22 protein-coding genes and 1 riboswitch are annotated in these 26,258 nt (G+C 71.0%); of the genes, 7 read left to right on the top strand and 15 right to left on the bottom strand.

Going from position 1 to position 26,258, the window contains the following annotated elements; translation table 11 throughout:
* Window positions 1–11: 11 nt before the first annotated feature.
* The 3 genes from ACF07B_RS30240 to ACF07B_RS30230 all read right to left on the bottom strand — a co-directional run bounded on the left by ACF07B_RS30240 (window position 12) and on the right by ACF07B_RS30230 (window position 2,595).
* Window positions 12–308 (bottom strand): DUF4193 domain-containing protein, encoded by a 297-nt coding sequence (locus tag ACF07B_RS30240; protein ID WP_003997302.1) that lies wholly within the window; start codon window positions 306–308, stop codon window positions 12–14.
* A gap of 394 nt (window positions 309–702) precedes the next feature.
* Entirely contained in the window at window positions 703–1,935 is a 1,233-nt protein-coding gene (locus ACF07B_RS30235) for a sensor histidine kinase (protein ID WP_392181289.1), read from the bottom strand.
* Between the two features lie 6 nt (window positions 1,936–1,941).
* Window positions 1,942–2,595 (bottom strand): response regulator transcription factor, encoded by a 654-nt coding sequence (locus tag ACF07B_RS30230; protein WP_037745430.1) that lies wholly within the window; start codon window positions 2,593–2,595, stop codon window positions 1,942–1,944.
* Window positions 2,596–3,010: 415 nt separating this feature from the next.
* On the opposite strand from ACF07B_RS30230, the gene ACF07B_RS30225 reads away from it, so the two are divergent.
* A complete protein-coding gene (locus ACF07B_RS30225; protein WP_167455614.1) occupies window positions 3,011–3,184 on the top strand; it encodes a hypothetical protein in 174 nt (57 codons plus the stop codon).
* Between the two features lie 132 nt (window positions 3,185–3,316).
* Here ACF07B_RS30225 and ACF07B_RS30220 read toward each other — a convergent pair whose 3' ends face one another.
* Window positions 3,317–4,132 (bottom strand): inositol monophosphatase family protein, encoded by an 816-nt coding sequence (locus ACF07B_RS30220; RefSeq protein ID WP_362394830.1) that lies wholly within the window; start codon window positions 4,130–4,132, stop codon window positions 3,317–3,319.
* Between the two features lie 8 nt (window positions 4,133–4,140).
* Window positions 4,141–5,268 carry a ferrochelatase gene (locus tag ACF07B_RS30215; RefSeq protein ID WP_392181288.1) on the bottom strand — a complete coding sequence of 376 codons (1,128 nt, stop codon included), beginning with the start codon at window positions 5,266–5,268 and terminating at the stop codon, window positions 4,141–4,143.
* A 300-nt stretch (window positions 5,269–5,568) separates the two neighbouring features.
* Between ACF07B_RS30215 and ACF07B_RS30210 the strand changes: the two genes are divergently transcribed.
* Together ACF07B_RS30210 and ACF07B_RS30205 are read left to right on the top strand one after the other, a co-directional pair.
* The gene (locus tag ACF07B_RS30210; protein WP_384242591.1) at window positions 5,569–6,807 is read left to right on the top strand and encodes an MFS transporter; all 1,239 of its coding nucleotides are present in this window, start codon (window positions 5,569–5,571) and stop codon (window positions 6,805–6,807) included.
* Entirely contained in the window at window positions 6,767–8,086 is a 1,320-nt protein-coding gene (locus ACF07B_RS30205) for a D-arabinono-1,4-lactone oxidase (protein WP_392181287.1), read from the top strand. Before ACF07B_RS30210 ends, ACF07B_RS30205 begins: the two co-directional genes overlap by 41 nt.
* Here the strand turns inward: ACF07B_RS30205 and ACF07B_RS30200 are convergent.
* Complete coding sequence (locus ACF07B_RS30200) at window positions 8,010–8,789, bottom strand: hypothetical protein (RefSeq protein WP_392181286.1); 780 nt, start codon at window positions 8,787–8,789, stop codon at window positions 8,010–8,012. The two genes, ACF07B_RS30205 and ACF07B_RS30200, sit on opposite strands and share 77 nt — an antisense overlap.
* Before the next feature lie 439 nt (window positions 8,790–9,228).
* Between ACF07B_RS30200 and sepH the strand changes: the two genes are divergently transcribed.
* Complete coding sequence (gene sepH, locus ACF07B_RS30195; protein ID WP_369479537.1) at window positions 9,229–10,314, top strand: septation protein SepH; 1,086 nt, start codon at window positions 9,229–9,231, stop codon at window positions 10,312–10,314.
* Window positions 10,315–10,442: 128 nt separating this feature from the next.
* On the opposite strand, the gene ACF07B_RS30190 is transcribed toward sepH, so the two are convergent.
* On the bottom strand, window positions 10,443–11,270 hold the full coding sequence (locus ACF07B_RS30190; RefSeq protein WP_392181285.1) for a sulfurtransferase: 828 nt from the start codon (window positions 11,268–11,270) through the stop codon (window positions 10,443–10,445).
* A gap of 321 nt (window positions 11,271–11,591) precedes the next feature.
* Between ACF07B_RS30190 and ACF07B_RS30185 the strand changes: the two genes are divergently transcribed.
* On the top strand, window positions 11,592–12,395 hold the full coding sequence (locus tag ACF07B_RS30185) for a VOC family protein (RefSeq protein ID WP_384243440.1): 804 nt from the start codon (window positions 11,592–11,594) through the stop codon (window positions 12,393–12,395).
* A 70-nt stretch (window positions 12,396–12,465) separates the two neighbouring features.
* Here ACF07B_RS30185 and ACF07B_RS30180 read toward each other — a convergent pair whose 3' ends face one another.
* The 4 genes from ACF07B_RS30180 to ACF07B_RS30165 form a co-directional block, all read right to left on the bottom strand.
* Window positions 12,466–13,113 (bottom strand): thymidine kinase, encoded by a 648-nt coding sequence (locus ACF07B_RS30180; protein WP_328447179.1) that lies wholly within the window; start codon window positions 13,111–13,113, stop codon window positions 12,466–12,468.
* Window positions 13,114–13,155: 42 nt separating this feature from the next.
* A complete protein-coding gene (locus ACF07B_RS30175; protein WP_392181284.1) occupies window positions 13,156–14,343 on the bottom strand; it encodes an alkaline phosphatase family protein in 1,188 nt (395 codons plus the stop codon).
* Window positions 14,343–14,930 carry a DUF5998 family protein gene (locus ACF07B_RS30170; protein ID WP_392181283.1) on the bottom strand — a complete coding sequence of 196 codons (588 nt, stop codon included), beginning with the start codon at window positions 14,928–14,930 and terminating at the stop codon, window positions 14,343–14,345. Before ACF07B_RS30170 ends, ACF07B_RS30175 begins: the two co-directional genes overlap by 1 nt.
* Before the next feature lie 213 nt (window positions 14,931–15,143).
* Window positions 15,144–17,978 carry a GNAT family N-acetyltransferase gene (locus ACF07B_RS30165; RefSeq protein WP_392181282.1) on the bottom strand — a complete coding sequence of 945 codons (2,835 nt, stop codon included), beginning with the start codon at window positions 17,976–17,978 and terminating at the stop codon, window positions 15,144–15,146.
* 175 nt (window positions 17,979–18,153) lie between these two features.
* Between ACF07B_RS30165 and ACF07B_RS30160 the strand changes: the two genes are divergently transcribed.
* Window positions 18,154–18,435, top strand: coding sequence for an HPr family phosphocarrier protein (locus ACF07B_RS30160; RefSeq protein ID WP_362394795.1), 282 nt, complete (start codon window positions 18,154–18,156; stop codon window positions 18,433–18,435).
* 225 nt (window positions 18,436–18,660) lie between these two features.
* Here ACF07B_RS30160 and ACF07B_RS30155 read toward each other — a convergent pair whose 3' ends face one another.
* The 4 genes from ACF07B_RS30155 to ACF07B_RS30140 all read right to left on the bottom strand — a co-directional run bounded on the left by ACF07B_RS30155 (window position 18,661) and on the right by ACF07B_RS30140 (window position 23,450).
* Window positions 18,661–19,353 carry a GntR family transcriptional regulator gene (locus ACF07B_RS30155; protein ID WP_362394792.1) on the bottom strand — a complete coding sequence of 231 codons (693 nt, stop codon included), beginning with the start codon at window positions 19,351–19,353 and terminating at the stop codon, window positions 18,661–18,663.
* Between the two features lie 195 nt (window positions 19,354–19,548).
* Window positions 19,549–20,316 carry a M23 family metallopeptidase gene (locus tag ACF07B_RS30150; RefSeq protein WP_392181281.1) on the bottom strand — a complete coding sequence of 256 codons (768 nt, stop codon included), beginning with the start codon at window positions 20,314–20,316 and terminating at the stop codon, window positions 19,549–19,551.
* Window positions 20,317–20,328: 12 nt separating this feature from the next.
* Window positions 20,329–20,488, bottom strand: a riboswitch (cyclic di-AMP (ydaO/yuaA leader).
* Between the two features lie 215 nt (window positions 20,489–20,703).
* Window positions 20,704–22,092, bottom strand: a complete 1,389-nt coding sequence (locus ACF07B_RS30145; protein ID WP_392181280.1) for a M16 family metallopeptidase — start codon at window positions 22,090–22,092, stop codon at window positions 20,704–20,706.
* Window positions 22,089–23,450 carry a M16 family metallopeptidase gene (locus ACF07B_RS30140; RefSeq protein ID WP_392181279.1) on the bottom strand — a complete coding sequence of 454 codons (1,362 nt, stop codon included), beginning with the start codon at window positions 23,448–23,450 and terminating at the stop codon, window positions 22,089–22,091. Before ACF07B_RS30140 ends, ACF07B_RS30145 begins: the two co-directional genes overlap by 4 nt.
* A gap of 348 nt (window positions 23,451–23,798) precedes the next feature.
* Between ACF07B_RS30140 and ACF07B_RS30135 the strand changes: the two genes are divergently transcribed.
* Window positions 23,799–26,258 (top strand): DNA topoisomerase (ATP-hydrolyzing) subunit A, encoded by a 2,460-nt coding sequence (locus ACF07B_RS30135; protein ID WP_392181278.1) that lies wholly within the window; start codon window positions 23,799–23,801, stop codon window positions 26,256–26,258.

The raw sequence follows: 26,258 nt of genomic DNA, 5'->3' as shown, positions 1-26,258 counted from the left end.
CCGACCCTGCCTCAGTCGCAGTCGCGGCAGATCGGCTGACCGTTCTTCTCGCGGGCCAGCTGGCTGCGGTGGTGCACCAGGAAGCAGCTCATGCAGGTGAACTCGTCCTGCTGCTTGGGCAGCACCCGGACGGCCAGCTCTTCGTTCGAGAGGTCCGCACCGGGCAGCTCCAGGCCTTCCGCGGCCTCGAACTCATCTACGTCGACGGACGAGGTCGACTTGTCGTTCCGGCGAGCCTTCAGTTCTTCAAGGCTGTCCGAGTCGACGTCGTCGTCGGTCTTGCGCGGGGTGTCGTAATCCGTTGCCATTGTCGCTCTCCCCCTCTGGGTGTCTTCGGTGTCTCCAGCGCACGTAACGCGTGAGAGGCCGGACTTGTGCCCGACCCGAGGCGGAGATTTTGCCTCACATCAAGGTCTGTTACTCAATCGACACCCAACCGGACTCATCAAGAGTGATCGGCTTGGATGGCGATGCGGACCGTACACGGTCCCGAGGTCGCACTTCAAAGGCGCCCCACCGTGTACTTCCCGTGATCAGGACCCCCGAAAACCCGGATTTTCCCGGCTTTCCGGCAGTTCACATGATCACGGAGAGTAGATGGACAGAAAATCGCCCTTGTGATCGATCACACACGGGTCACTCGGGTGGGTGACCCGAAAATTCCGCGCAAAGCGAACATCGCCGCGTGTCCGCGACATGGTCTCAGATGGGAAGGGTGACGCGCATCACGAGCCCACCCCCTTCTCGGGGCCGGGCGACGATGTGACCCCCGTGCGCGCGGGCCACCGACCGGACGATCGACAGGCCAAGGCCCACGCCCTTGTCGCTGCCCGTGCGCTCCGTGCGCAGCCGCCGGAAGGGTTCGAAAAGATTGTCGACCTCGTACGCGGGAACGACCGGTCCCGTGTTCGACACCTCCAGGACCGCCCGGCCGTGCTCCGTGTCGGTCGTGACCTCGACCCAGCCGTCCCGCGGCACGTTGTACCGAACGGCGTTCTGGACGAGGTTCAGGGCGATCCGCTCCAGGAGGACGCCGTTGCCCTGGACGACCACCGGAGCGCGCAGCCCGCGGATCTCCACGCCCTTGGCCTCCGCCTCGGCGTGCACCTGGTCGACGGCCTGCGAGGCGACCTCGGCGAGGTCCACCGGCTTGCGCTCGATGATCTGGTTGTCGCTGCGGGCGAGCAGCAGCAGGCCCTCGACGAGCTGTTCGCTGCGTTCGTTCGTGGCGAGCAGCGTCTTGCCGAGCTGCTGCATCTCCGTCGGCACCCCGGGACCGGAGAGGTGCACCTCCAGGAGGGTGCGGTTGATCGCGAGAGGCGTGCGCAGTTCGTGGGAGGCATTCCCGACGAACCGCTGCTGGGCGGTGAAGGCGCGCTGAAGCCGCTCCAGCATGTCGTCGAAGGTGTCCGCGAGCTCCTTCAGCTCGTCGTCCGGGCCGTCCAGCTCGATCCGCCGGGACAGGTCGGAGCCGGCCACCGCGCGCGCGGTGCGGGTGATGTGGCCGAGCGGCGACAGGACACGGCCCGCCATCGCGTAGCCGAACGCGAACGCGATGACCGCGAGGCCGAGCAGGGCCAGCAGGGAGCGGCTGAGCAGGTCGTCGAGGGCGTGCTGGCGCTGCTGGTTCACACAGTCGGCCATCGCGCGGTTGAGCTCGTCCGCCGAGGGTTGCGTCGGGAGGTTGCAGGTGCTGCTGCCGACCTGTCCAGAAATGATCTTGAAGGGGAGTTCACTGCCGACGTTCAGCGCCTGCGCCGCGAGCAGGTAGATGATCGACAGCAGCATGATGCCGGCGATCAGGAACATGCCGCCGTACAGCAGCGTCAGCCGTATGCGGATCGTGGGGCGCAGCCAGGGGAAGGGCGGTTCCGCCCTCCTCGGGTCCCAGGTGGGCTTCGGAGGCGCCGCGGGCGGCGCGGGGGTGGTGGCCACGGTGGATCAGATCCTGTACCCGGAGCCGGGCACGGTGACGATCACGGCGGGCTCGCCGAGCTTGCGCCGCAGCGTCATGACGGTCACGCGCACGACGTTGGTGAACGGGTCCGTGTTCTCGTCCCAGGCCTTCTCCAGGAGCTGCTCCGCGGAGACGACGGCGCCCTCGCTGCGCAGCAGCACCTCCAGGACGGCGAACTCCTTGGGGGCGAGCTGGACCTCCTTGCCGTCGCGGAAGACCTCGCGGCGGTTGGGGTCGAGCTTGATCCCGGCACGCTCCAGGACCGGTGGCAGCGGCAGGCTCGTACGACGTCCGAGGGCACGCACGCGTGCCGTCAGCTCGCTGAACGCGAACGGCTTGGGGAGGTAGTCGTCGGCGCCGATCTCCAGGCCCTCGACACGGTCGCTGACGTCGCCGGACGCGGTCAGCATCAGCACGCGCGTGGGCATGCCGAGCTCGACGATCTTCCGGCAGACGTCGTCGCCGTGCACGAGCGGGAGGTCACGGTCGAGGACGACCACGTCGTAGTCGTTGACCCCGATGCGCTCCAGCGCGGCCGCGCCGTCGTACACGACGTCGACTGCCATGGCCTCCCGGCGCAGTCCGGTGGCCACCGCATCGGCGAGCAGCTGCTCGTCCTCGACGACGAGTACACGCACGTCGCTTGTCCTTCCTCTGTCACCGGCGGGGCACGCTTCAGCGCACCACGCGGGCGGGTCCGTCACGGATGAGAGCTCCATCCTGCCCGTTTCGGTCATAAACCGGCTGTAAGACGGGGGGAGGCGCCAAGGAGGTGCGTCCGGGGGGCCGGGAACCCGAGATTTTCTCGTCGGGTTGAGGTTTCCGTGAAAGGGAGCGGGGGGAGGACGGCTTTACACCCCGCGATCACGCTCTGCATGTGGCAAGCCACATTGTGGTACGTCCAACCGCTTCCGCAGAGCGGGCGTGGGTGTCCGGCACCGTCGCCGCCCAGAGCGGGCAGCGCTGGGCACCCCATTCGGAGACGTGATCGCCCCTTTCCATCGGCACACCCCCGTGCCACCCGACCCACGACCCAGGACGAGGGGGCGCAGCATGGACGCATTCACCACAGGACTTCTGCAGCGCATAAGGACGACCGAGTCCGACCTGACTCGGGCTCGCGAGACAGGCGACGACTTCCTCGCGGAGGTCGAGCAGGCCGAGCTCGACGACCTGCACCGCCTTGCCGCCGAGCACGGTGTGGAGGTCGGCGCCACACGCGTCTGATCAGCACGTACGAGAGCGGGGCCCCGGTATCGATCCAGTACCCGGGCCCCGCTGTCGTACGCGCGTCGCTGCGTCCCTCGTCACGGCGGACGACCGCCGGCCGTCCGCCGTCGGGCCTGCCGTCAGAGCGGGTCAGTCGTGCCAGGCCCCGAAGTCCTCCAGGAGCCGCTGGAGGGGCTCGAAGACACCCGGGGAGGCAGCCACCGCGAGATCGCCCGTGGGGCGCTCTCCGGGGCGTCCACCGGTCACCGCGCCCGCTTCCCTGGCGATCAGGTCCCCCGCCGCCAGATCCCAGGGGTGCAGACCGCGCTCGTAGTAGCCGTCCAGGCGGCCGGCCGCGACGTCGCACAGGTCGACCGCCGCCGAGCCGGAGCGCCGGATGTCGCGCACCAGCGGGATCAGCCGCTGGGCCACGTCGGCCTGATGGACCTTGACCTCGGTCACGTAGTTGAAGCCCGTCGAGACGAGGGCCTGGTCGAGCGGCGGGGACGGGCGGCAGGCCAGCCGGCGTTCGCCGACCCATGCCCCGGAGGCGCGGGCGCCCCGGCCGCGGACCGCGTGGTACGTCTCGCCGCGCATGGGTGCCGCCACGACGCCGACGACGGTCTCGCCGTCCTGCTCGGCCGCGATGGACACCGCCCACGTCGGCAGCCCGTACAGGTAGTTGACCGTGCCGTCGAGCGGGTCGACGATCCAGCGCACGCCGCTGGTGCCCTCGGTGGCGGAGCCCTCCTCGCCGAGGAAGCCGTCGCGGGGCCGGTGTTCGGCGATCAGCGAGGTGATCAGCTTCTCGGCGGCGATGTCCATCTCGGTGACGACGTCGATCGGGCTGGACTTCGTGGCCGCGACCGCGAGGTCCGCCGGGCGGCCGTCGCGCAGCAGCGCACCCGCGCGGCGGGCGGCCTCGTGCGCGAGCTGGAGGAGTTCGGTGTGCAGCGGGTCGGTCACGTGGCTCCTCATGCGTAAGGGCTGTCGGCGCCCGCGGCGGCGGGCTTGGGCGAACGGGCCGGACAGCAGCCCACCGGGCACAGGTCGTGACTCGCGCCCAGCGCGCCCAGGGCACACCGTGTCACCTGTCGGCCGCTCTCGGCCGCGGCACGCTCCAGCACCAGGTCACGGACCGCCGCGGCGAACCGGGGGTCGGAGCCCACCGTGGCCGAACGGCTCACTGGCAGCCCCAGCTCCCCCGCCTTGGCCCGTGCCTCGGTGTCCAGGTCGTACAGCACCTCCATGTGGTCCGACACGAAGCCGATCGGCACCATCACCGCCGCCGGGACTCCCGCCCCGTGCAGCTCCTCCAGGTGGTCGCAGATGTCCGGCTCCAGCCAGGGGATGTGCGGGGCCCCGGAACGCGACTGGTACACGAGCTTCCACGGGCGGTCGGTCCCGGTCCGCTCGCGCACGGTCTCCGCGATCAGCCGGGCCACGTCCAGGTGCTGCCGGACGTAGGCACCGCCGTCGCCGTGTCCGTCGGCCGGGCCGGAGGTGTCCGCCGCGGCGACCGGGATCGAATGCGTGGTGAACACCAGGTGCGCGCCCGGCCGGACCTCCTCGGGCAGCTCGGCGAGCGACCTCAGGACGCCGTCGGTCATCGGCTCGACGAACCCGGGATGGTTGAAGTAGTGCCGCAGCTTGTCGACCTTCGGCGGCTCCAGGCCCTCCGCCTCCAGGACGGCGAGGGCGCCCGCCAGATCCTCGCGGTACTGCCGGCAGCCCGAGTACGAGGCGTACGCGCTGGTGGCCAGCACCAGGATCCTGCGCCGCCCGTCGGCGGCCATCTCGCGCAGCGTGTCGGTCAGGTAGGGCGCCCAGTTGCGGTTGCCCCAGTAGACCGGCAGGTCCAGGCCGTGCTCGGCGAAGTCCTTGCGCAGCGCGTCGAGCAGGGCACGGTTCTGGTCGTTGATGGGGCTGATTCCGTCGAACAGGAAGTAGTGCTGCCCGACCTCCTTGAGGCGTTCCTTGGGGATGCCTCTGCCCCGTGTCACGTTCTCCAGGAAGGGGACCACGTCGTCCGGGCCCTCCGGACCGCCGAACGAGAGCAGGAGCAGGGCGTCGTAGGGGGTGGCATCGAGCACTTCTGGCATGGATCCGATCCTGCCACCCGTCACTGACGGGCGATAACCGCCCGGCCGTCCGCGCGGACGACGACGGCGGGGCGCGCGGCGGGAGCTGCCCGGACCGGCGTCGCCCGCGCGGACGGCCGGCGGGCACGAGGGGCCGCGTCGCCGGACGGACAGGACGGACGGCGGCGTCGGACCGGCGCGAGAGCTGCGTTAGGGTTACCTAACCAGTAAGCTGTATCGGCCATCTTCACGCCTTACCCTGGTTCGGGCCGCCCGCGTGACGGGGCGGGGCCGAACCGAGCCGAGCCGACGGAGACCCTCGTGCCCAGCCCGTACCGCGCCCTGTTCGCCGCCCCCGGCTCCAAGAGCTTCTCCGCCGCGGGCCTGCTCGGCCGGATGCCGCTGTCCATGATGGGCATCGGCGTCGTCACGATGATCTCCCAGCTGACCGGGCGCTACGGCCTCGCGGGCGCCCTGTCGGCGACCATGGCGCTGGCCGCCGCGGCGATGGGTCCGCAGGTCTCGCGCATGGTGGACCTGCACGGTCAGCGGCGGATCCTGCGCCCGGTGACGGTCTTCGCGCTCGCGGCGGCCGGGATGCTGCTGGTCGCCTCGCACTACCGGTGGCCGGACTGGGTCCTGTTCGTGTGCGCGGCCGGCATCGGCTGCGTCCCGAGCATCGGCGCGATGATCCGGGCCCGCTGGGCCGCGCTCTACGGAGGCACCCCGCAACTGCACACCGCGTACTCCCTGGAGTCCGTGGTGGACGAGATCTGCTTCATCTTCGGACCGATCATCTCCATCGGCCTGTCCACGGTGTGGTTCCCGGAGGCCGGACCGCTGCTGGCCGCCTGTTTCCTGACGGCCGGGGTCTTCTGGCTGACCTCCCAGCGCGCCACCGAGCCCGAGCCGCATCCGCGCGGACAGCACAGCGGCGGTTCGGCGCTCCGCTCGGCGGGACTCCAGGTCCTGGTGGCCACGTTCGTGGCGACGGGGACGATCTTCGGAGCCGTCGACGTGGTCACGGTGGCCTTCGCCGAGGAGCAGGGCCACAAAGGCGCCGCGAGCATCGTCCTGGCCCTCTACGCGGCGGGCTCCTGTCTCGCGGGAGCGGTCTTCGGACTGCTGCACTTCAAGGGGGCCGCGGAAGGCAGGTGGCTGCTGGGCATATGCGCGATGGCCGTGAGTATGATCCCCCTCCTACTGGTCGGAAACTTGCCGTTCCTGGCCGTGGCGCTGTTCGTTGCGGGCCTGTCCATCGCTCCCACGATGATCACGACGATGTCCCTCATCGAGCAGCACGTACCTCGCGCGAAACTGACCGAAGGCATGACCTGGGTGAGTACAGGGCTCGCCGTCGGGGTCGCGCTCGGTTCCTCCGTGGCCGGCTGGGTGATCGACTCCGCCGGCGCGAAGGCCGGGTACGGGGTTCCGGCGGTGTCCGGGGCCGTCGCGGTCGCGGTCGGTTTCCTCGGCTACCGCCGGCTCAGCAGGCCGGTTCTGCAGCGGGGAGGGTCTCATGAGCACCACAGTGAGCGAGAAGAGCGGCACGTGGCGTAACTGGGCGGGCAACGTCACCGCCCTGCCCGTACGGGAGGTCACCCCTGCCTCGGTGGACGAACTCTCCGCCGCCGTACGGAAGGCGGCCGAGGACGGTCTGACGGTGAAGGCCGTCGGCACCGGGCACTCCTTCACGGCGGCCGCCGCGACCGACGGCGTATTGATCCGCCCTCAACTGTTGACCGGGATCCGCAAGATCGACCGCACGGCCATGACGGTCACCGTCGAGGCCGGCACCCCGCTCAAGAGGCTCAACCTGGCCCTGGCGCGCGAGGGTCTGTCGCTCACCAACATGGGCGACATCATGGAGCAGACGGTTTCGGGGGCGACCAGCACCGGAACCCACGGCACCGGGCGGGACTCGGCCTCGATCGCCGCCCAGATCAAGGGCCTTGAACTGGTGACGGCCGACGGCTCGGTGCTGACCTGTTCCGAGAGCGAGAACCCGGAGGTCTTCGCGTCGGCCCGCATAGGCATCGGCGCCCTGGGGATCGTCACCGCGATCACCTTCTCCGTGGAGCCCGTCTTCCTGCTCACGGCCCGCGAGGAGCCGATGACCTTCGACAAGGTCACCGCCGACTTCGAGGAACTCTTCACCGAGAACGAGCACTTCGAGTTCTACTGGTTCCCGCACACCGGCAACTGCAACACCAAGCGCAACAACCGCAGCGCGGGCCCCGAGAACCCGGTCGGCCCCGTCCGCGGCTGGATCGAGGACGAGTTCCTCTCCAACGGCGCCTTCCAGGTGGCCAATCTGCTCGGCCGGGTCGTCCCCGCGGCCATCCCGTCGATCGCCGGATTCTCCAGCCGCGTGCTGTCCGCTCGGACCTACACCGACATCCCGTACAAGGTCTTCACCTCTCCGCGCCGCGTGCGGTTCGTGGAGATGGAGTACGCCGTGCCGCGCGAGGCCCTGGTCGAGACGCTGCGCGAACTGAAGGCGATGGTCGACAGCTCGACCCTGCGGGTGAGCTTCCCCGTGGAGGTGCGGACGGCGCCCGCCGACGACATCACCCTCTCCACGGCGTCCGGGCGGGACAGCGCGTACATCGCCGTCCACATGTTCCGGGGCACCCCCTACCAGGCGTACTTCACCGCGGCCGAGCGGATCTTCACCGCGCACGAGGGCCGGCCGCACTGGGGCAAGGTGCACACCCGCGACGCGGAGTACTTCTCCAAGGCCTACCCGCGCTTCGGCGAGTTCACCGCGCTGCGGGACCGTCTCGATCCGGACCGGCGCTTTGCGAACGACTACTTGCGGAGGGTTCTGGGGTCGTAGCGGTCGCGCTGGGTTCGGGAGCCGGGGTGCCGTCCCCGGCTCCGGGCTCCGATGCCGTGCCGTCCCCCGGGGTCGGCACGGTGGCCGTGCCGTCGCCGCCCGCGTCGACGGGGCCGGTGCTGTCGCCGGAAGGCGCCGGAGTCTCCTGAGGGGCCGTCGGCGAGGACGGCGAGGACCCGGTCGACGGTGCCGTGTCCGGCTTCCGTTCCCCCGAGCCGGCGTTGTGCCCCGTGAAGGCGTCGCCGACCGTCGTGCTGGTGCCGTCGCCGCTGAAACTCCGCCCCGAGACCGCTTCGTACGTGGTGATTCCGGCCATCGTGACACCGAAGACGAGAGCGGTCGCGACCAGCGGCCTCTTCCAGCTCCTGACCCGAGCGCGGTAGACGGTCCCCTCGCCGAACCCCCCGGGCGCACCGGGCAGCTCCCGGGACCTCGGTCTCGGCTGCACCGTCACGTCACGGAACTGTTCGCCGGTGCGGCTGAAGAAGTGCTGGAACAGCGTTCCTCCGCAGGTGGCGACGACACTGACCAGCCCGGCGCCCAGGATCGTCCCGTAGACGCCGAAGCAGGACGCCAGTTTCGCCGCGACCACCGCGGCGACCGCGCTCCCCGCCACCTGGGGGACGCTCAGGTCCAGCCGCCTCTTCCTCGGTTCCCTGTCGGTACCCGGCTGTTCGCCGCCGACTTCCGGCTTCTCACGCATTCCCGGACCTAGCCTGCCTTTCCCGTACTTGATCGACCGACCGCACGAGAAGGGGACGTACAGGCGAAACGATAAGTTCCGTTTCTGCCGATTGCGTGAAGTGCGCCACATCGCTCGGCCGCCGAAAGGGCGTCCGGATCGGCCAACTAGCACCCCCCGCTAGAAGTTGGGCGGCGTGCCGATCCACGCATGTGGCCCGAATGGAGTACTGTTGCGAGCCCTGGGTCCGGACTCCCGCCAGGGCGTCCGGGGCCTTGCAGGACCACCGGGAGGGGGCTCGTTGCACAGGGTGATGGAGTTCGTCACTTAGCGTTGCGAATAGGTAACCGTGCCATAACGGCGCCCCCGGGCCTGCGCCCGACACGCCGGGCAACTCGGCAAGGTTGTGGCAGGCTGCACCCGGGCAGGCCACACTCGACTAGCGGAAGCAGCGACGCACGTGACGTCGGCAGGCACCACCCGGGAGGTCCCCATGCCCGAACTGCGTGTCGTGGCCGTCTCTAACGACGGCACACGGCTGGTGCTGAAGGCTGCGGACAGTACGGAATACACGCTTCCGATTGACGAGCGGCTGCGTGCCGCCGTACGCGGCGACCGTCCCCGCCTCGGCCAGATCGAGATCGAGGTGGAGAGCCATCTCCGCCCCCGCGACATCCAGGCGCGTATACGCGCCGGTGCCTCCGCGGAGGAAGTCGCCCAGCTCGCCGGCATCCCCGTCGATCGCGTACGCCGCTTCGAGGGACCCGTGCTGGCCGAGCGCGCCTTCATGGCCGAGCGTGCCCGGAAGACTCCCGTCCGCCGCCCCGGCGAGAACGCCGGTCCCCAGCTCGGTGAGGCCGTCCAGGAGCGGCTGCTGATCCGGGGAGCCGAGAAGGACACCGTCCAGTGGGACTCCTGGCGACGCGACGACGGCACCTGGGAAGTCATGCTGGTCTACCGGGTCGCGGGCGAACCGCACGCGGCGAGCTGGACCTACGACCCTCCCCGGCGGCTCGTCCAGGCCGTCGACGACGAGGCGCGCTCGCTGATCGGCGAGTCCGACGACCTCGCCGCGCCCGAGCCGAGCTTCCCGTTCGTGCCGCGGATCGCCCGGCTGCCCCGTGACCGTCCGCTGGACCGTGCCCTGGACCGCCAGACGGAGCGGCCGAGTCTGCCTCCGGCGTCCCCGGAATCCCCCGAAGAGGCGGAGGACAGGGACTCGCTGACCAGCCTTCTGGAGGCGGTGCCCAGCTTCCGGGGCGACATGGTGGTGCCCGAGCGGCCCGCCACAGCCGAACGCCCCGCGGCCGAGGAGCCCGTCCCCGAGTCCGAGGAGGAGGAGCCCCCGGCTCCCGCCGCCTCGGCGGGTGCCGGTTCCGCGTACGCGGACGTGCTCATGCCCCGCTCGGTGGGCAGCCACCGCGACCGGCTCGTCGGCGCGACCGACCGCCAGGCCGAGGCCGACGGCGTCCGTCCGGGCCGCAGAGCGGCGGTCCCGAGCTGGGACGAGATCGTCTTCGGCACACGCCGTAAGAAGCAGGACTAGCCGGATCCATGACGACGGGGCCCGCACCGATCCGGTGCGGGCCCCGTCGTCATGAGCGGTGCTCCCGTGGGCGCCCCCGGCCTTCCCGGGGGTGGTCGCCCGGCGTCCTGGCTCTCACCACCGCGGGGTCACTGCGGGTCGGCGCCCGTCGCGACGGGGCGGGCCGCGTCCTGGGACCACTCCGACCACGAACCGACGTACAGCGCGGCGGGAACGCCGGCCACGGCGAGGGCCAGCACCTCATGGGCGCCCGAGACGCCGGAACCGCAGTAGACGCCGACCTCGGACGCCGGTGTCACCCCGAAGGACTTGAAGCGGTCGGCGAGTTCGTCCGCCGGCAGGAACCGTCCGTCCTCCGTGACGTTCTCGGTGGTCGGCGCGGACACGGCACCCGGGATGTGACCGCCGACGGGATCGATCGGCTCGACCTCGCCCCGGTACCGCTCCCCCGCGCGGGCATCCAGCAGCAGCCCGGTGCGGGCGAGCGCGGCCGCCCCGTCCGCGTCGAGCGACGGCCGGGCGCCGGCCGTCGGCACGAACGTTCCGGGCGCCGGCGAGGGGACCTCCGAGGAGACCGGCCCGCTCCAGGCGGCGAACCCGCCGTCAAGCACGCGTACCGACGGGTGACCCGAATAGCCCAGCAGCCACCAGGCGCGCGCTGCCGCCCAGCCCTGCCCTCCGTCGTACACGACGACATCGCGGTTCTTGGACACTCCCGCGGCCCGCATCGCCGCGCCGAAGACCTCGGGGTCGGGGAGCGGATGCCGGCCCGCCGCACCGGCCGGACCAGCGAGTTCGGAATCCAGGTCGACGAAGACGGCACCGGGGATGTGCGCGTTCTCGTACTCGGAGCGCAGGTTGGGACCGCCCAACCGCCAGCGGATGTCGAGGAGGACCGGCGGGGTCGGCCCTGCCAGGTCACTGGCCAGTTCGGGTGCCGTGATGATGGCGTTCATGGCCCCATCCTTGCGCACGGGGTGGCCGCTTCGTCCATGTCCGGCTACTGTGCTCCGCCGGGCAGGTCCGATCACCAGGCGTATGGGACCGGGCACATGCTGTACAACCGATGGGCACCGCACGGCATCGCTCCGCGACGGACGAGAGGTGGCGGATCGGGCGTCGTCCGGTCGCGCACCGCTCGACGGCGGCGCGGGAGGGACCTCCGGCATGACCGGTGGTGCGACCATCGGCACGGGGCGCGCACGCACGCGACTGAGTACGCGTGTTCGCAGGCGGAAGGTGACCGGCCACCGCGAGGGGCCGAGAAGAGAGTGACGATGACCGAGGCACGGGAATCGGCCGGCCCGAACGGCACCACGCACGCTCGGCACACGTCCGGGACACCCTGCTGGGTGAGCCTGATGGCGCATGACACGGCCGCGACCCAGGAGTTCTACGGAGCGCTGTTCGGCTGGGAGTTCCAGCCGGGCCCCCCGCAGCTCGGCCCGTATGCGCGGGCGCTGCTCGACGGCCGCGAGGTGGCCGGGATCGGCCAGCTGCCGCCCGACCGGCACCTGCCGATCGCCTGGACGCCCTACTTCGCGTCGGCCGACGTGGACCGGACCGCCGAGAAGGTCCGGCACAGCGGGGGAACCGTGGGCGTGGGACCGCTGGACGCCGCCGAGGCCGGCCGCCTGGCGATCGCCTCCGACCCGTCGGGCGCCGTCTTCGGGATCTGGCAGAGAGTGGCCCACCTGGGCACGGAGCTCACCGGCGTCCCCGGCACCCCGGCGTGGAACGAGCTCGTGACCCGCGACACGGAGAGCGTCGTCAAGTTCTACCAGGGGGTGTTCGGCTACGACCTGGAGCCGACCGTCTCGCCCGGCTTCGACTACGTGACCCTGCACATCGACGGACGGCCGGTGGCCGGCCTCCACGGTGTCGGGAACACCCTGCCGCGCGACCGGGGCCCGCACTGGCTGACCTACTTCGAGGCCGCCGAACTGGACGACACCGTCCGCCTCGTCACGGAACTCGGCGGACACCTCCTTCGGGCGGCCCACGACTCCCCGTACGGCCGCGTGGCGACGGTCACGGATCCGGAGGGCGCGGTCTTCTCCCTGATCCACGCCGTCTCCTGACCCGGCGGCTCTCCCGACCCGGCAGCTCTCCGGGGACTGCAACTCTCCAGGGAGGGGCTCGGGACAGGGCTCAGACGGAGGCGATCGGCAGGACGTCGGGGGACAGGGCGCTCGCGCGGGCCGTGGCGGCTGTCATACGGCGCCGGTGGTGCCGGCGGCACAGGACCTCGTAGCCGATGTTCTCGTGCTGGTTGACGTCACCCACGACCACCTGGGCACCCTCGACGACCATCTCACCGCCCACGGTGCGGGCGTTGTGCGTGGCGCGGGCACCGCACCAGCACAGGGCCTCGACCTGGAGCACCTCGACCCGGTCGGCCAGTTCGACCAGGCGCTGGGAGCCGGGGAAGAGCTTGGACCGGAAGTCGGTGGTGATCCCGAAGGCGAAGACGTCGACGTCCAGGTCGTCCACCACCCGGGCCAGCTGGTCGATCTGCGCGGGTGCCAGGAACTGCGCCTCGTCCGCGATCACGTAGTCGGCCCGGCCGCCCTGCGAGAGATGGTCCACGAGATGGGCGTACAGATCCTGGTCGTCCGCCACCTCGACCGCGTCGGTGACCAGCCCGAGGCGCGAGGAGAGCTTGCCCTCGCCCGCGCGGTCGTCACGCGTGAAGATCATGCCCTGCAGGCCCCGCGCCGAGCGGTTGTGCTCGATCTGGAGAGCCAGCGTGGACTTCCCGCAGTCCATCGTTCCAGAGAAGAACACCAGCTCGGGCATGGGGAGTTGAGCACCTTTCGGCAACGGGGAAGGGGGACGGCGTCAGGAGCGTACTTGGAGGAGGGGCACCAGTTGCTCGGCCGGGGTCATCGAGCCGTGGTTGCCGACCATCACCGACTCCTTCGGCTCCCGTTCGGACGCGGTGATCAGGACATCGTCCCGGGCGGCGGCGATGACGTCACCCAGCCGGGCGTAGACCCGCTCGTCGACCCGCGGGCCGAACCAGCCCGCGTCGATCGCCTCGTCACGGGAGGCGACCCAGAACTGCTCGCCCAGCACTTCGCGCCAGCAGGTCAGCACGTCCGCCTCGGCGCCCGGGACCGCGTACACATGACGGGCGCGGCCCTCTCCGCCCAGCAGGGCGACACCGGCGCGCAGCTCCCAGTCCTCGTCGAAGTCGATGCGGTGCTGTTCGTCGAACGGGATGTCGATCATGCCGTGGTCGGCGGTGACATACAGCGCCGTGCGCGGCGGCAACTGCTCCGCGAGGCGCTGGACCAGCCGGTCGACGTACATGAGCTGGCCGCGCCAGGGGTCGGAGTCGACGCCGAAGCGGTGGCCCTTGCCGTCCACCTCCGCGTAGTACGTGTAGACCAACGAGCGGTCACCGGCGGCCAGTTGCTCGGCGGCGAAGTCCATACGCTCCTCGCCGGACAGCCGGCCGTGGAACGTCCCGCCGCTCAGCGCGACCTTGGTCAGCGGAGTGTTCTGGAAGGTCGGCGAGGAGACCTGGGCGGTGTGCACCCCGGCCGCGTCGGCCAGCTGAAAGATCGTGGGATGGGGCTGCCAGGCGCGCGGCTCGGTCCACGGGTTCCAGCGGAGCTGGTTCATCAGCTGGCTGGTGGCGGGGTTGCGCACGGTGTAGCCGGGCAGGCCGTGGGCGCCCGGGGGCAGGCCGGTGCCCACGGAGGCGAGGGAGGTCGCGGTGGTGGCCGGGTAGCCGGCGGTGATCGGACGTCCCGTACCGCCGCGCGAGGACGCCAGCAGCGAGGTCATGAAGGGGGCCTCGTCCGGGTGGGCCCTGAGCTGCTCCCAGCCGAGACCGTCGATCAGGAACACGCAGTTCCGGTCGGCTGCGGTCAGCTCGGGTATGGCGGCGGTCGCGCCGGGCACGGACATGCCGGCGGCGAGCGTGGGGAGCAGATCGGCCAGCGAACCGGCGCCGTACTCGGGCACGGGCGCGGAGTCGACGGCGAGCGGTTCCGGGTGATCCCAGGTGGGCAGGGCCATCAGCGGGCGACGTCCGCGGTCGCTTCGGAGAGGGACTGCGCGAAGACGAGCGCCTGGCGGACGGTCTCCGGACCGTCGCCCGCCTCGCTGACCCGCAGGCTCAGGTCGTCCGCCGTCGAGTTTCCGGTGTAGCCGTGGTCGGCCTCGCAGTTGGGGTCACCGCAGGCGGCCGGCTCCAGGTCGATGCGGGAGACGGCGCCCCAGCCGATGGTCAGGACCACTTCACGGGGCAGCGTGCCGGGCGTGTACGACTCCGGGTTCGCGACGACGCGGCTGACGACGACCGAGGAGATCCGGCCGAGCTTGACCGATTCCGTCGAGGTCGTGGCGTAGGGGGTCGGGGAGGTGGTGTCCGCGTTCTGCTCGTCCGTGTGGCTCACGATGAAACGGTTGCCGGTGAGGACCAGCACGGTGACGTGCCGACGCACCTCGTTCGCGTCGAACGTCGTCTCCTGGTGGACCAGGTACGACCGGATGGTGTCGCCGCCGATCGCGGCCTCCACCGCCTCGGCCACGAGGGCCGGGTAGTAGCCGCTGCGCTCGATCGCCGCTCGCAGCCCCTGGGTCGTCGTACTGGTCTTGGCCATGCCGTCCATCCTACGGGGGCCCACTGACTGCGAGGCACCGCTCGCTCGGGTCTGTCGTGGACGGATCAGACCGAATCGCGCAGGGTGACCGGTGCGACGCGGGCCCGGCAGGCGTCCGGGCGGGTGCCCGCCGTCACAGTGCCGCCCCCTTCCGGCGACCCGGACCGCTCGGAGGGCCGGGTCGGCTCAGGCGACCCGGGCGGCTCGGGCGGCTCAGACGACGGGCAGTGTCCGGGGGCCGAGGTCGTCCCGGAGCGGGGCGCGGGCCAGCCGTACGGTGGCGCTCAGGACGCTCAGGCCGGCCGGGGAGACCACCACCGGCTCCAGCGAGACCGCGACGACCTCCGGGTGGTCGTCGACCAGCCGGGAGATGCGCAGCATCAGCTCTTCGAGGGCCGCCGTGTCGACCGGCGCGGAGCCCCGCCAGCCGAACAGGAGCGGTGCCGTCCTGATCGACCGGACCAGCGAGGCCGCGTCCCGGTCGGTGACCGGGATCAGCCGGTGCGCGGTGTCCCCGAGCAGTTCGGAGGCGGCTCCGGAGAGCCCGAAGGAGAGGACGGCCCCGGCGGCCGGGTCGATCACCGCGCGGACGACCGTGTCGACACCGCGCGGCGCCATCGCCTGCACCACGGGGCGCAGCACCGTGGGTGGCCCGAACAGCTCGGTCAGCTCCGCGTACGCCCGGCGCAGCTGCTCCTCGTCCGCCACGTCCAGGCGTACGCCGCCCAGGTCCGCGCGGTGCCGGAGGTGCGGGGCGGTGGTCTTGAGGGCCACGGGGTATCCGATGGCGTGCGCTGCCGCCACCGCGTCGTCCGCGGTGGGGGCGGGCAGGGCACTGTGCACCTCGATGCCGTACAGCCCGAGCAGGACGGCCGTCTGCTCGCCTGCCAGGGTCAGACCCTCCCCGCGCGCGAGGAGGTCGTCGATCAGCCGGGCGGCACCCTTCTCGTCGATGTCCTCGTACTCGGGCACCTTGCCGGGCTCTCCGGCGTCCGTGCGCCACTGGGCGTACTTGACGGCTTCGGCGAGGGCGCGGACGGCACGTTCGGCGGCGGGGTAGGCGGGGATGAGCCGGGAGTCCGGCACGGGCTCGGCGGGGATCGCGGCGGGCGACCGGTCCGAGGGGTGGAAGCGGGCGCCGGGCGTCGGCGCCGCGCCGGGTGCCCTCTCGGGGGCCTGCGGCGCGGTACTCGCGGCGGCGGACAGGGCTTCGGCGAGTCCGCCCAGTTCGACGTGCACCACGAGCACGGGTTTCGCCGGAGCCTCCAGGGCGGAGGAGCGGAGCGCCTCGGCGAGTGCCGCGTCGGCGGCCGAGGTCTCCCCCACCGCCGGCATGGCCGTCACGACGACGGCGTCGCATCCGTCGTCGGCGAGCGCCCGGGACAGGGCCCGGTGGAAGTCCTCCGCCGAGGCCGCCGTGGTGAGGTCCTTGGGTGGCAGCGGCCTGAGTCCTTCGGCCAGGCACGCGTCGTACGTCAGCAGCCCCAGCGACTCGGAGTTCCCGAGGATCGCCACACGGGGTCCCCGGGGAAGCGGCTGGCGGGCCAGCAGCAGGCCCGCGTCGACGAGTTCGGTGATCGTGTCCACCCTGATCACTCCGGCCTGGCGCAGCAGCGCGGACACGGTGGCGTGCGGCAGTCGTGTGGCCCGTACGGCGTGCCCCTGGGGAGCGGCTCCGCCGTGCCGGGCCCCCTGGACCACGACGAGCGGCTTCGCGGCAGCCGTCCGGCGCGCGAGGCGGGTGAACTTGCGCGGGTTGCCGATGGATTCGAGGTACATCAGGACGACGTCGGTGTCCGGGTCGTCGTACCAGTACTGCAGGACGTCGTTGCCGGAGACGTCCGCGCGGTTCCCGGAGGAGACGAAGGTCGACACGCCGGTCACACCCGTGACGCCGCCGCCACGCCGGTGCAGCCGGGCCAGCAGGGCGATGCCGATGGCGCCGGACTGCGCGAACAGGCCGATGCGTCCGGGGCGGGGCATCTGGGGGGCGAGCGAGGCGTTCAGACGGACGCCGGGCGATGTGTTGATGACGCCGAAGGCGTTGGGCCCGATGATGCGCATCCCGTACGTGCGCGCGTGCCGCACGAGTTCGCGCTGGCGCTCGCGTCCCTCGGGGCCGCTCTCGGCGTAGCCGGCGGAGACCACCACCAGTCCCTGCACGCCGTGTTCGCCGCATTCCGTCACGACCTCGGGGACGTGTTCGGCCGGCACAGCGACGACGGCGAGGTCGACGGGTTCGGTGATGTCCCTGATGGAACGGTGGGCCGGGACTCCGTCGAGTTCCTTCTCCTGGAATGCCGTGTTCACGGCGTACAGACGTCCGGCGAACCCGGCTTCCCTGAGGTTGTCGAGGACGCTGCGGCCGACCCCGCCGGGTGTGCGTCCGGCGCCGATGACGGCGACGGAGCCGGGGGCGAGCAGCCGCTGCACGGAGCGGGCCTCGGCGCGCTGCTCCCGCGCGCGCTGCACGGCCAGGGACCGGTCGGTGGGTTCGAGGTCGAACTCCAGGCGTACGACACCGTCCTCGAAGCTGCGCTTCTGGGTGTATCCGGCGTCCGTGAACACCTTGATCATCTTGTTGTTGGCGGGCAGTACCTCGGCGGCGAAGCGGCGGATGCCGCGCTCGCGGGCCACCGCGGCGATGTGTTCGAGCATCGCGGAGGCGACACCGCGGCCCTGGTGGGCGTCCTGTACGAGGAAGGCGACCTCGGCCTCGTCGGCGGGCGCCGAGGCGGGCATCCCGTTCGCGTTGATCCGGTCGTAGCGCACGGTGGCGATGAACTCGCCGCCCACGGTGGCCGCGAGGCCCACGCGGTCCACGAAGTCGTGGTGGGTGAAGCGGTGGACGTCCTTGGCGGACAGCCGCGGATAGGGCGCGAAGAAGCGGTAGTACTTCGACTCGTCCGACACCTGCTCGTAGAAGCTGACCAGACGTTCGGCGTCGTCGACGGTGATGGGCCTGATGCGTGCGGTGCCGCCGTCACGCAGCACGACGTCGGCCTCCCAGTGGGCTGGGTACTCATGCCGGTCCGCCGAGGTCTGCATGGGCCCCAGAGTACGGCTCGCGTACGACAACGGCGCGAGGCAGTCTGAGGGTGACGGGCGTCGGAGCGGGTCCTCGGCCGGCACCGCGGCGGGTGAGGTCCGGGACCGTCCGGGCACGCCTCGCGATATGGAACAATGGTCTAGACAACCTTGAAAACCCGAAGGGCAGCATCACATGGCTGAGCGCCGCGTCAACGTCGGCTGGACCGAGGGCCTCCACGCCCGCCCCGCCTCCATCTTCGTCCGGGCCGCCACGGCTTCCGGCATCCCCGTGACGATCGCCAAGGCCGACGGCGACCCCGTCAACGCGGCCTCCATGCTCGCGGTCCTCGGCCTGGGCGCCCAGGGCGGCGAGGAGATCGTCCTCACGTCGGACTCCGAGGGCGCGGAGGTCGCTCTCGACCGTCTGGCGAAGCTGGTCGCCGAGGGGCTCGACGAGCTCCCCGAGACCGTCTGAGCCGCCCACGAGGCATCCGGACACACACGACCGAGCCGCGCCCCCCTCACCGGGTGGCGCGGCTCAGTCGTTTTCCGTACTCTCGCTCGGAAATTCCCCACCCGCCACGTACGACCTCGCTCCATGGCCATGGGAATGACGTGCGCCGAAATTCCGGACACACGCATAAAAGGGCATCAGAAATGAGCCCCTGCCGAATATCCCTCTTTGTATACGGCGCCCGTGTTAATGACGCGGGCCCGTCATGTTTACGGGATGTTGCGAACTTCTCACACGATCCGGCCGGTCGCCGCCGGGAAATCGGAGCCGGTGCACGGCCGTGGCGCGCTCGGTGTGCAGGGCGGTGATCGCGCGGGCCCGCTCGCTGTCCCCGCGGGCGACCGCGTCCACGATGCCGCCGTGCTCCGCCCAGGACTCCGTGGGGTCGGCCGGCGCCTCCACCGAGTACATCCAGGCGATCTTGTGACGCAGCTGGGCGAGCGTCGAAGTGAGCGCGGGGCTGCCGGACGCCTGCGCGAGCGTCTCGTGGAACCAGCCGCCCAACGAGCGCAGATCCTCGCTGTGGCCTCGCCTGGAACGCTCCTGCCCCAGCCTGACCAGTCCTCGCAGCACCTTCAGGTGGGCCTCGGTGCGCCGCTGCGCGGCCCTCGCGGCCCCCAGCGGCTCCAGCAGCATGCGCATCTCCAGGAGGTCTGCGGCCTCCAGCTCGGTGGGCTCCGCGACACACGCGCCCGCGTGACGGCGGGTGACCACGAACCCCTCGGCCTCCAGCGTGCGCAGGGCCTCGCGCACGGGGACGCGCGAGACGCCGTACCGGCGCGCGAGCAGTTCCTCGGTGAGGCGGCCGCCGCGCTCGTAGACACCCGCGACGATGTCGTCACGGATCGCCGTGCACACCGAGTGTGCCGGAATACGCATGACCGACCTCCGCTTTAATCCCCGTGAAACGCCGTCGATTGACGCTTGTTCAGTGACTCTATTGCAGGAAGCCTGAATTTCCGATGGCAGGCCTGAATCCAGGGATATTTTTTGGACAGACGCGTCCGGAAACGGCGATGCCCCGGCTCGGTGAGCCGGGGCATCGAAAGCGGTGAAGAAGCCGCGAAGCGGTCGTCAGACGTTGACGCCGTGCGAGCGCAGGTACGCGACCGGGTTCATGTCCGATCCGTACTCCGCGGTCGTACGGGCCTCGAAGTGAAGGTGCGGTCCGGTGGTGTTGCCGGTGTCCCCGGAGAGGGCGATCTGCTGCCCCGGAGTGACCGTCTGGCCCACGGACACCCCGATGGACGACAGGTGGCCGTACATGGTGTACGTGCCGTCGTGCATCTTGATCACGACTTGATTGCCGTAGGCGCCGCCCCAGCCGGCCGTGACGACCGTGCCGGAGCCGACGGCGTGGACCGAGGTGCCGGACGCTGCGTGGAAGTCGACGCCGGTGTGGCTGCCGGAGGACCAGAGGCTGCTGCTCGCCTGGTAGCCGGTCGAGACGTACGAACCGGTGATCGGCATGACGAACGTGTTCAGGCGCTTGCGCTCGGCCTCGCGGGCGGCGCGCTCCTTGGTCTCGCGCAGCTCCTGGGCCTGCTCGGCGGCCTGCTTGCGCGCGGTCTGCTCGGCCTGCTTGCGCGCGGCGGCCTCGTCGGCGGCACGCAGCTGGGCGAAGGCCTGGGCGTCGATCTGGTCGGCGACCGTGTCGTTGAGGGTGATGGTCTGGGTCAGCCCGGTCTGCTCGACGGAGGCTTCCGCGGCGAACGCGGGGGCGCCCAGGGTTCCGATGACACCGGTGGTGGTGAGCGCCGCGACCCCGACGGCGGTCGTGGTGGTCGTGCTGTGCACGCGGCTCGTACGACGATGCTTGCCGGTGCCACAGGTGAACGCCATGTAGGGGCTGATCCTTTCCTTCCCTCTCGCCTACCGGGTTAGCTGACGGGTTCGGAGCAGGAAGGTCTCCTACGGACCCCCTCCGGAGAGGGCGTCCGATTCACCCCAGGGACTACGTGTGGGTCCCCGGCTCCCCTGACTCGCGTCATGGGGGACTCGGCGATGACTGTCCGGTGCCGCGGGCGCGGCGCACTGCGTGACGAACAGCCGCACCGAAGCTATGCGGGGCATCTTTCGAACAACAAACGGATCACGATTTTTGTAACGCATCCCACAGGGCAGAAGGGTAACCGTCATACGAATACGGACATCTTGGGAACGGCTTTCGGAAAAGGAAGGGCCCTGACGGCTCTTCAGCCGTCAGGGCCCTCACGCGTCGCACGGGTTCTACTCGGCGGCCACCACGGTGACTTCACCGATTCCGAGGGCCCTGACGGGCTCCGCGATCTGCGCCGCGTCGCCCACCAGGACGGTCACCAGACGGTCCGTCGGGAAGGCGCTCACGGCCGCCGCGGTGGCCTCCACGGTGCCGGTGGCGGCCAGTTGGCGGTAGAGCGTCGCCTGATAGTCGTCCGGCAGGTGCTGCTCGACCTGGTCCGCGAGCGTGCTCGCGACCGCCGCGGCCGTCTCGAACTTGAGGGGCGCGACGCCCACCAGGTTCTGCACGGCGACGTCGCGCTCCGCGTCGGTCAGTCCCTCGGCCGCGAGGGTGCGCAGCACCGTCCACAGGTCGTCGAGCGCCGGACCGGTGTTGGGGGTGTCGACCGAGCCGCTGATGGCGAGCATCGCGGCACCCGTGCCGTCCGGCGCGGAGCGCAGGACCTGCCCGAACGCCCGCACGCCGTAGGTGTAGCCCTTCTCCTCGCGCAGGACGCGGTCCAGGCGCGAGGTGAGGGTGCCGCCGAGGCAGTACGTGCCGAGGACCTGCGCGGGCCACACACGGTCGTGCCGGTCCGCGCCGACCCGGCCGATGAGCAGCTGCGTCTGGACGGCGCCGGGGCGGTCGACGATGATCACGCGGCCGGTGTCGTCGGCGCTCACCGGCGGCACGGGGCGCGGCTTGGCGGCCGAGCCGGTCCAGGCGCCGAGCGTGTCGGCGAGCAGTTCGTCGAGATCGACGTCGGTCAGGTCACCGACGACGACGGCGGTGGCCGTGGCGGGGCGCACGTGCCTCTCGTAGAACGCGCGAACGGCCGACGCGTCGATGTTCTGGACGGTCTCCTCGGTGCCCTGCCGCGGGCGCGCCATGCGGGCGCTCTCCGGGAACAGCTGCCTGGAGAGCTCCTTGGCGGCACGGCGGGCGGGATTGGCCGTCTCGTGCGGGATCTCGTCCAGCCGGTTGCGCACCAGCCGCTCGACCTCGCTGTCCGCGAACGCGGGGGCCCGCAGGGCGTCGGCGAGCAGGCCGAGGGCCTTGGCCAGGCGCGAGACGGGCACTTCGAGGGACAGGCGCACACCGGGGTGGTCCGCGTGGGCGTCGAGCGTGGCGCCGCAGCGCTCCAGTTCGGCGGCGAAGTCCTCGGCCGAGTGTTTGTCGGTGCCCTCGGAGAAGGCGCGCGCCATGATCGTGGCGATGCCGTCCAGGCCCGCCGGCTCGGCGTCCAGCGGCGCGTCGAGGTTCACCTCGACGGCCACGACCTGCTGGCCGGGGCGATGGCAGCGCAGCATGGTCAGACCGTTGTCCAGGGTGCCCCGCTGGGGTGCGGGGAACGCCCACGGCTTCGGCCGGCCGGCCTGGGGCTGCGGGTGGAAGTCCATGGTGGCGAGCTCGGTCACTTCGCCGCCTCCTCGTCGGTCTCGTCGGCGGAGTCAGCCGCGTCGGCTGCCTCGGCGGTGGTCGGCTCGTAGACGAGCACCGCGCGGTTGTCGGGACGCAGGCGGGCCTTGGCGGCCTCCCGGACCTCGTCCGCCGTGACGTCGAGGACGCGCTGCACGGCGGTCAGGGCGAGCTGCGGGTCGCCGAACAGGACGGCGTACCGGCACAGTTCGTCGGCGCGGCCGGCCACGGTGCCGAGCCGGTCGAGCCATTCGCGCTCCAACTGGGCCTGGGCGCGCTCCATCTCACCGGCCGTGGGGCCCTCCTCGGCGAACCGGGCGAGCTCCTCGTCGACGGCGGCCTCGATGACCGGGACCTCGACGTCGCCGGACGTCTTCACGTCCAGCCACCCCAGGGAGGGCGCTCCGGCGAGCCGCAGCAGGCCGAACCCGGCCGCGACGGCGGTGCGGTCACGGCGTACGAGCCGGTTGTAGAGCCGGGAGGACTCGCCGCCGCCGAGGACGGTGAGCGCCAGGTCGGCCGCGTCGCACGCGCGCGTGCCGTCCTCCGGGAGCCGGTAGGCGGCCATCAGGGCGCGCGCCGGCACGTCTTCCTCGACGACCTCGCGCAGCTGCTCGCCGACGATGTCGGGAAGCGAGCCGTCCCGCGGGGCGGGCTTGCCGTCGTGCCCGGGGATGGAGCCGAAGTACTTCTCGACCCAGGCGAGCGTCTGCTCCGGGTCGATGTCGCCGACGACCGACAGGACCGCGTTGTTGGGCGCGTAGTTGGTGCGGAAGAACGCGCGGGCGTCCTCCAGGGTGGCCGCGTCCAGGTCCGCCATCGACCCGATCGGGGTGTGGTGGTACGGGTGGCCCTCGGGGTACGAGAGCGCGGTGAGCTTCTCGAAGGCGGTGCCGTACGGCACGTTGTCGTAACGCTGCCGGCGCTCGTTCTTCACGACGTCGCGCTGGTTCTCCATGGACTCGTCGTCCAGTGCCTCGAGCAGCGAGCCCATACGGTCTGCCTCCAGCCAGAGGGCGAGCTCCAGCTGGTGGGTGGGCATGGTCTCGAAGTAGTTGGTGCGCTCGAAGCTCGTCGTGCCGTTCAGGGAGCCGCCGGCGCCCTGGACGAGTTCGAAGTGACCGTTGCCGTGGACCTGCTTGGAACCCTGGAACATCAGGTGCTCGAAGAGGTGGGCGAGACCCGTCCGGCCCTTGACCTCGTGGCGCGAGCCGACGTCGTACCAGAGGCACACCGCGGCGACCGGGGTCAGATGGTCCTCGGAGAGCACCACGCGCAGGCCGTTGGCCAGGCGGTGCTCGGTCGCTGTCAGGCCGCCGGAGCCTGCCTCAGCTGTGGCCGTGTGACCCATGGGCATGTACGTCCCTTCGATCGCGGAACTACGTCATTCCTGTCGGTCCTGCCACTGTATGCAAGCGCGCGGACGGCTGGCGAAGTTCCCGCACCTCGTACGCCGAGAGCGAGACTTGTGTGTGTCTCCGGCGTGCCTGGGGAAGCCCTCCGGGAACCGCCGCGAACCCGCTCCGGGGCCGCCGGGCGCCGGGCCGGACGGCCGCCCGGGAGCGGTCGCCGCGACGCCCGCACAGCGCGCCGCGGGGGCCCTATGGACGGGTCGCGGTCGGCGTTGTCAGTGGGGCGGTCCACAATGGTGCGCGTCAGAACCCGTTCATGCCCCGGCAGAGACTGTGAAGGAGCCGCAGCAGCGATGGCCCGCCGCAGCACGAAGACCCCGCCGCCCGACGACTCGTACGAGGAGAAGATCCTCGACATCGACGTCGTGGACGAGATGCAGGGCTCCTTCCTCGAATACGCGTACTCGGTCATCTACTCGCGAGCCCTGCCGGACGCCCGCGACGGCCTGAAGCCGGTTCACCGTCGCATCGTCTACCAGATGAACGAGATGGGCCTGCGCCCCGACCGCGGCTATGTGAAGTGCGCCCGTGTCGTCGGCGAGGTCATGGGTAAGCTCCACCCTCACGGCGACTCGTCGATCTACGACGCCCTGGTGCGTCTGGCACAGCCCTTCTCCATGCGTCTGCCCCTGGTCGACGGCCACGGCAACTTCGGTTCGCTCGGCAACGACGACCCGCCGGCCGCGATGCGTTACACCGAGGCCCGGATGGCCGACGCGACGTCGCTCATGACCGAGTCGATCGACGAGGACACCGTCGACTTCACGCCCAACTACGACGGCCAGGAGCGGGAGCCGGTGGCACTACCGGCCGCCTTCCCGAACCTGCTGGTCAATGGCTCGTCGGGCATCGCCGTCGGCATGGCCACGAACATGCCGCCGCACAACCTCGGCGAGGTCATCGCCGCCGCCCGGCACCTCATCCGCTACCCGGGCGCCGATCTCGAGACGCTGATGAAGCACGTCCCGGGCCCCGACCTGCCCACCGGCGGCCGGATCGTCGGTCTCTCCGGGATCAGGGACGCGTACGAGTCGGGCCGTGGCACCTTCAAGATCCGCGCCACGGTGTCGGTCGAGGACGTCACGGCGCGCCGCAAGGGCCTCGTCGTCACGGAACTGCCCTTCACCGTCGGTCCGGAGAAGGTGATCGCCAAGATCAAGGACCTCGTCGGCTCGAAGAAGCTCCAGGGCATCGCCGACGTCAAGGACCTCACCGACCGCGCGCACGGCCTGCGCCTGGTCATCGAGGTCAAGAACGGCTTCGTACCGGAGGCGGTCCTCGAACAGCTCTACAAGCTGACGCCGATGGAGGAGTCCTTCGGCATCAACAACGTGGCGCTGGTGGACGGTCAGCCGCTCACCCTGGGCCTCAAGGAGCTGCTGGAGGTCTATCTCGACCACCGCTTCGACGTCGTACGCCGCCGCAGCGAGTTCCGCCGCACCAAGAAGCGCGACCGGCTGCACCTGGTCGAGGGTCTCCTCGTCGCTCTCCTGGACATCGACGAGGTCATCCGCCTCATCCGCTCCAGCGACAACTCGGCGCAGGCCAAGGAACGCCTGATCGAGCACTTCTCGCTCTCCGAGATCCAGACGCAGTACATCCTGGACACGCCGCTGCGCCGGCTCACCCGGTTCGACCGCATCGAGCTGGAGTCGGAGCGCGACCGCCTCAACGGCGAGATCGACGAGCTGACCGGCATCCTGGATTCGGACGCGGAGCTGCGCAAGCTGGTCTCCGGCGAACTGGCCGCGGTGGCCAAGAAGTTCGGCACCGACCGGCGCACGGTGCTCCTGGAGTCCGCGGGCACTCCCGCCGCGACCGTCTCGCTCCAGGTCGCCGACGCGCCGTGCCGCGTCCTGCTGTCCTCCACGGGGCTGCTGGCGCGTACGGCGACCGGTGACCCCTTCGGGGAGGACCCGGACGGCAAGCGCACCAAGCACGACGTGATCGTCTCCGCGGTGCCCGCGACGGCACGCGGCGAGGTCGGCGTGGTCACGTCCCTGGGCCGCCTCCTGCGCCTGAACGTGATCGACCTCCCGCAGCTCCCCGAGACGGCGTCGACGCCCAATCTCTCGGGGGGCGCTCCGATCACGGAGTTCCTGTCCGCCCTCGATCCGGGCGAGACGGTGATCTGTCTGACGACGCTCGACGAGGCGTCGCCGGGCCTCGCGATCGGCACGGAGCAGGGTGTCGTCAAGCGGGTGGTGCCCGACTATCCCTCGAACAAGGAGGAGTTGGAGGTCATCACCCTCAAGGACGGCGACCGGATCGTCGGCGCCGTCGAGCTGAGCACCGGCGAGGAGGACCTGGTCTTCATCACGGACGACGCCCAGCTGCTGCGCTACCAGGCCGCGCAGGTGCGCCCGCAGGGCCGTGCCGCGGGCGGCATGGCGGGCATCAAGCTGACGGACGGCGCGAAGGTGATCTCGTTCACCGCGGTGGACCCGGCGGTCGACGCGGTGGTCTTCACGGTGGCGGGTTCGCGCGGAACACTGGACGACTCCGTCCAGACCACGGCGAAACTGACTCCGTTCGACCAGTATCCGCGCAAGGGCCGTGCCACGGGCGGTGTGCGCTGCCAGCGGTTCCTGAAGGGCGAGGACTGTCTCTCGCTGGCCTGGGCCGGTCCGGTGCCGGGGCGTGCGGCGCAGAAGACCGGTATGCCGGTCGACCTGCCGGAGATCGACCCGCGCCGTGACGGCTCGGGCATTTCGCTGGGCAAGCCGGTGTCGGTGGTGGCCGGCCCGGTGTAG

It is taken from the genome of Streptomyces sp. NPDC015532, from assembly GCF_043078065.1.
GTDB lineage: Bacteria > Actinomycetota > Actinomycetes > Streptomycetales > Streptomycetaceae > Streptomyces.
This window is presented reverse-complemented; position numbering and strand designations above follow the sequence as displayed.

Excerpts from the sequence above, each read along its gene's own strand:
- ACF07B_RS30160 (WP_362394795.1), top strand. The coding sequence starts at position 18,154 with ATGGCTGAGCGCCGCGTCAACGTCGGCTGGACCGAGGGCCTCCACGCC.
- ACF07B_RS30150 (WP_392181281.1), bottom strand. The coding sequence starts at position 20,316 with ATGGCGTTCACCTGTGGCACCGGCAAGCATCGTCGTACGAGCCGCGTG.
- ACF07B_RS30185 (WP_384243440.1), top strand. The coding sequence starts at position 11,592 with ATGACCGAGGCACGGGAATCGGCCGGCCCGAACGGCACCACGCACGCT.
- ACF07B_RS30170 (WP_392181283.1), bottom strand. The coding sequence starts at position 14,930 with ATGGCCAAGACCAGTACGACGACCCAGGGGCTGCGAGCGGCGATCGAG.
- ACF07B_RS30200 (WP_392181286.1), bottom strand. The coding sequence starts at position 8,789 with ATGCGTGAGAAGCCGGAAGTCGGCGGCGAACAGCCGGGTACCGACAGG.
- ACF07B_RS30190 (WP_392181285.1), bottom strand. The coding sequence starts at position 11,270 with ATGAACGCCATCATCACGGCACCCGAACTGGCCAGTGACCTGGCAGGG.
- ACF07B_RS30135 (WP_392181278.1), top strand. The coding sequence starts at position 23,799 with ATGGCCCGCCGCAGCACGAAGACCCCGCCGCCCGACGACTCGTACGAG.
- ACF07B_RS30155 (WP_362394792.1), bottom strand. The coding sequence starts at position 19,353 with ATGCGTATTCCGGCACACTCGGTGTGCACGGCGATCCGTGACGACATC.
- ACF07B_RS30225 (WP_167455614.1), top strand. The coding sequence starts at position 3,011 with ATGGACGCATTCACCACAGGACTTCTGCAGCGCATAAGGACGACCGAG.
- ACF07B_RS30180 (WP_328447179.1), bottom strand. The coding sequence starts at position 13,113 with ATGCCCGAGCTGGTGTTCTTCTCTGGAACGATGGACTGCGGGAAGTCC.
- ACF07B_RS30215 (WP_392181288.1), bottom strand. The coding sequence starts at position 5,268 with ATGCCAGAAGTGCTCGATGCCACCCCCTACGACGCCCTGCTCCTGCTC.
- ACF07B_RS30165 (WP_392181282.1), bottom strand. The coding sequence starts at position 17,978 with ATGCAGACCTCGGCGGACCGGCATGAGTACCCAGCCCACTGGGAGGCC.
- ACF07B_RS30205 (WP_392181287.1), top strand. The coding sequence starts at position 6,767 with ATGAGCACCACAGTGAGCGAGAAGAGCGGCACGTGGCGTAACTGGGCG.
- ACF07B_RS30175 (WP_392181284.1), bottom strand. The coding sequence starts at position 14,343 with ATGGCCCTGCCCACCTGGGATCACCCGGAACCGCTCGCCGTCGACTCC.
- ACF07B_RS30240 (WP_003997302.1), bottom strand. The coding sequence starts at position 308 with ATGGCAACGGATTACGACACCCCGCGCAAGACCGACGACGACGTCGAC.
- ACF07B_RS30140 (WP_392181279.1), bottom strand. The coding sequence starts at position 23,450 with ATGCCCATGGGTCACACGGCCACAGCTGAGGCAGGCTCCGGCGGCCTG.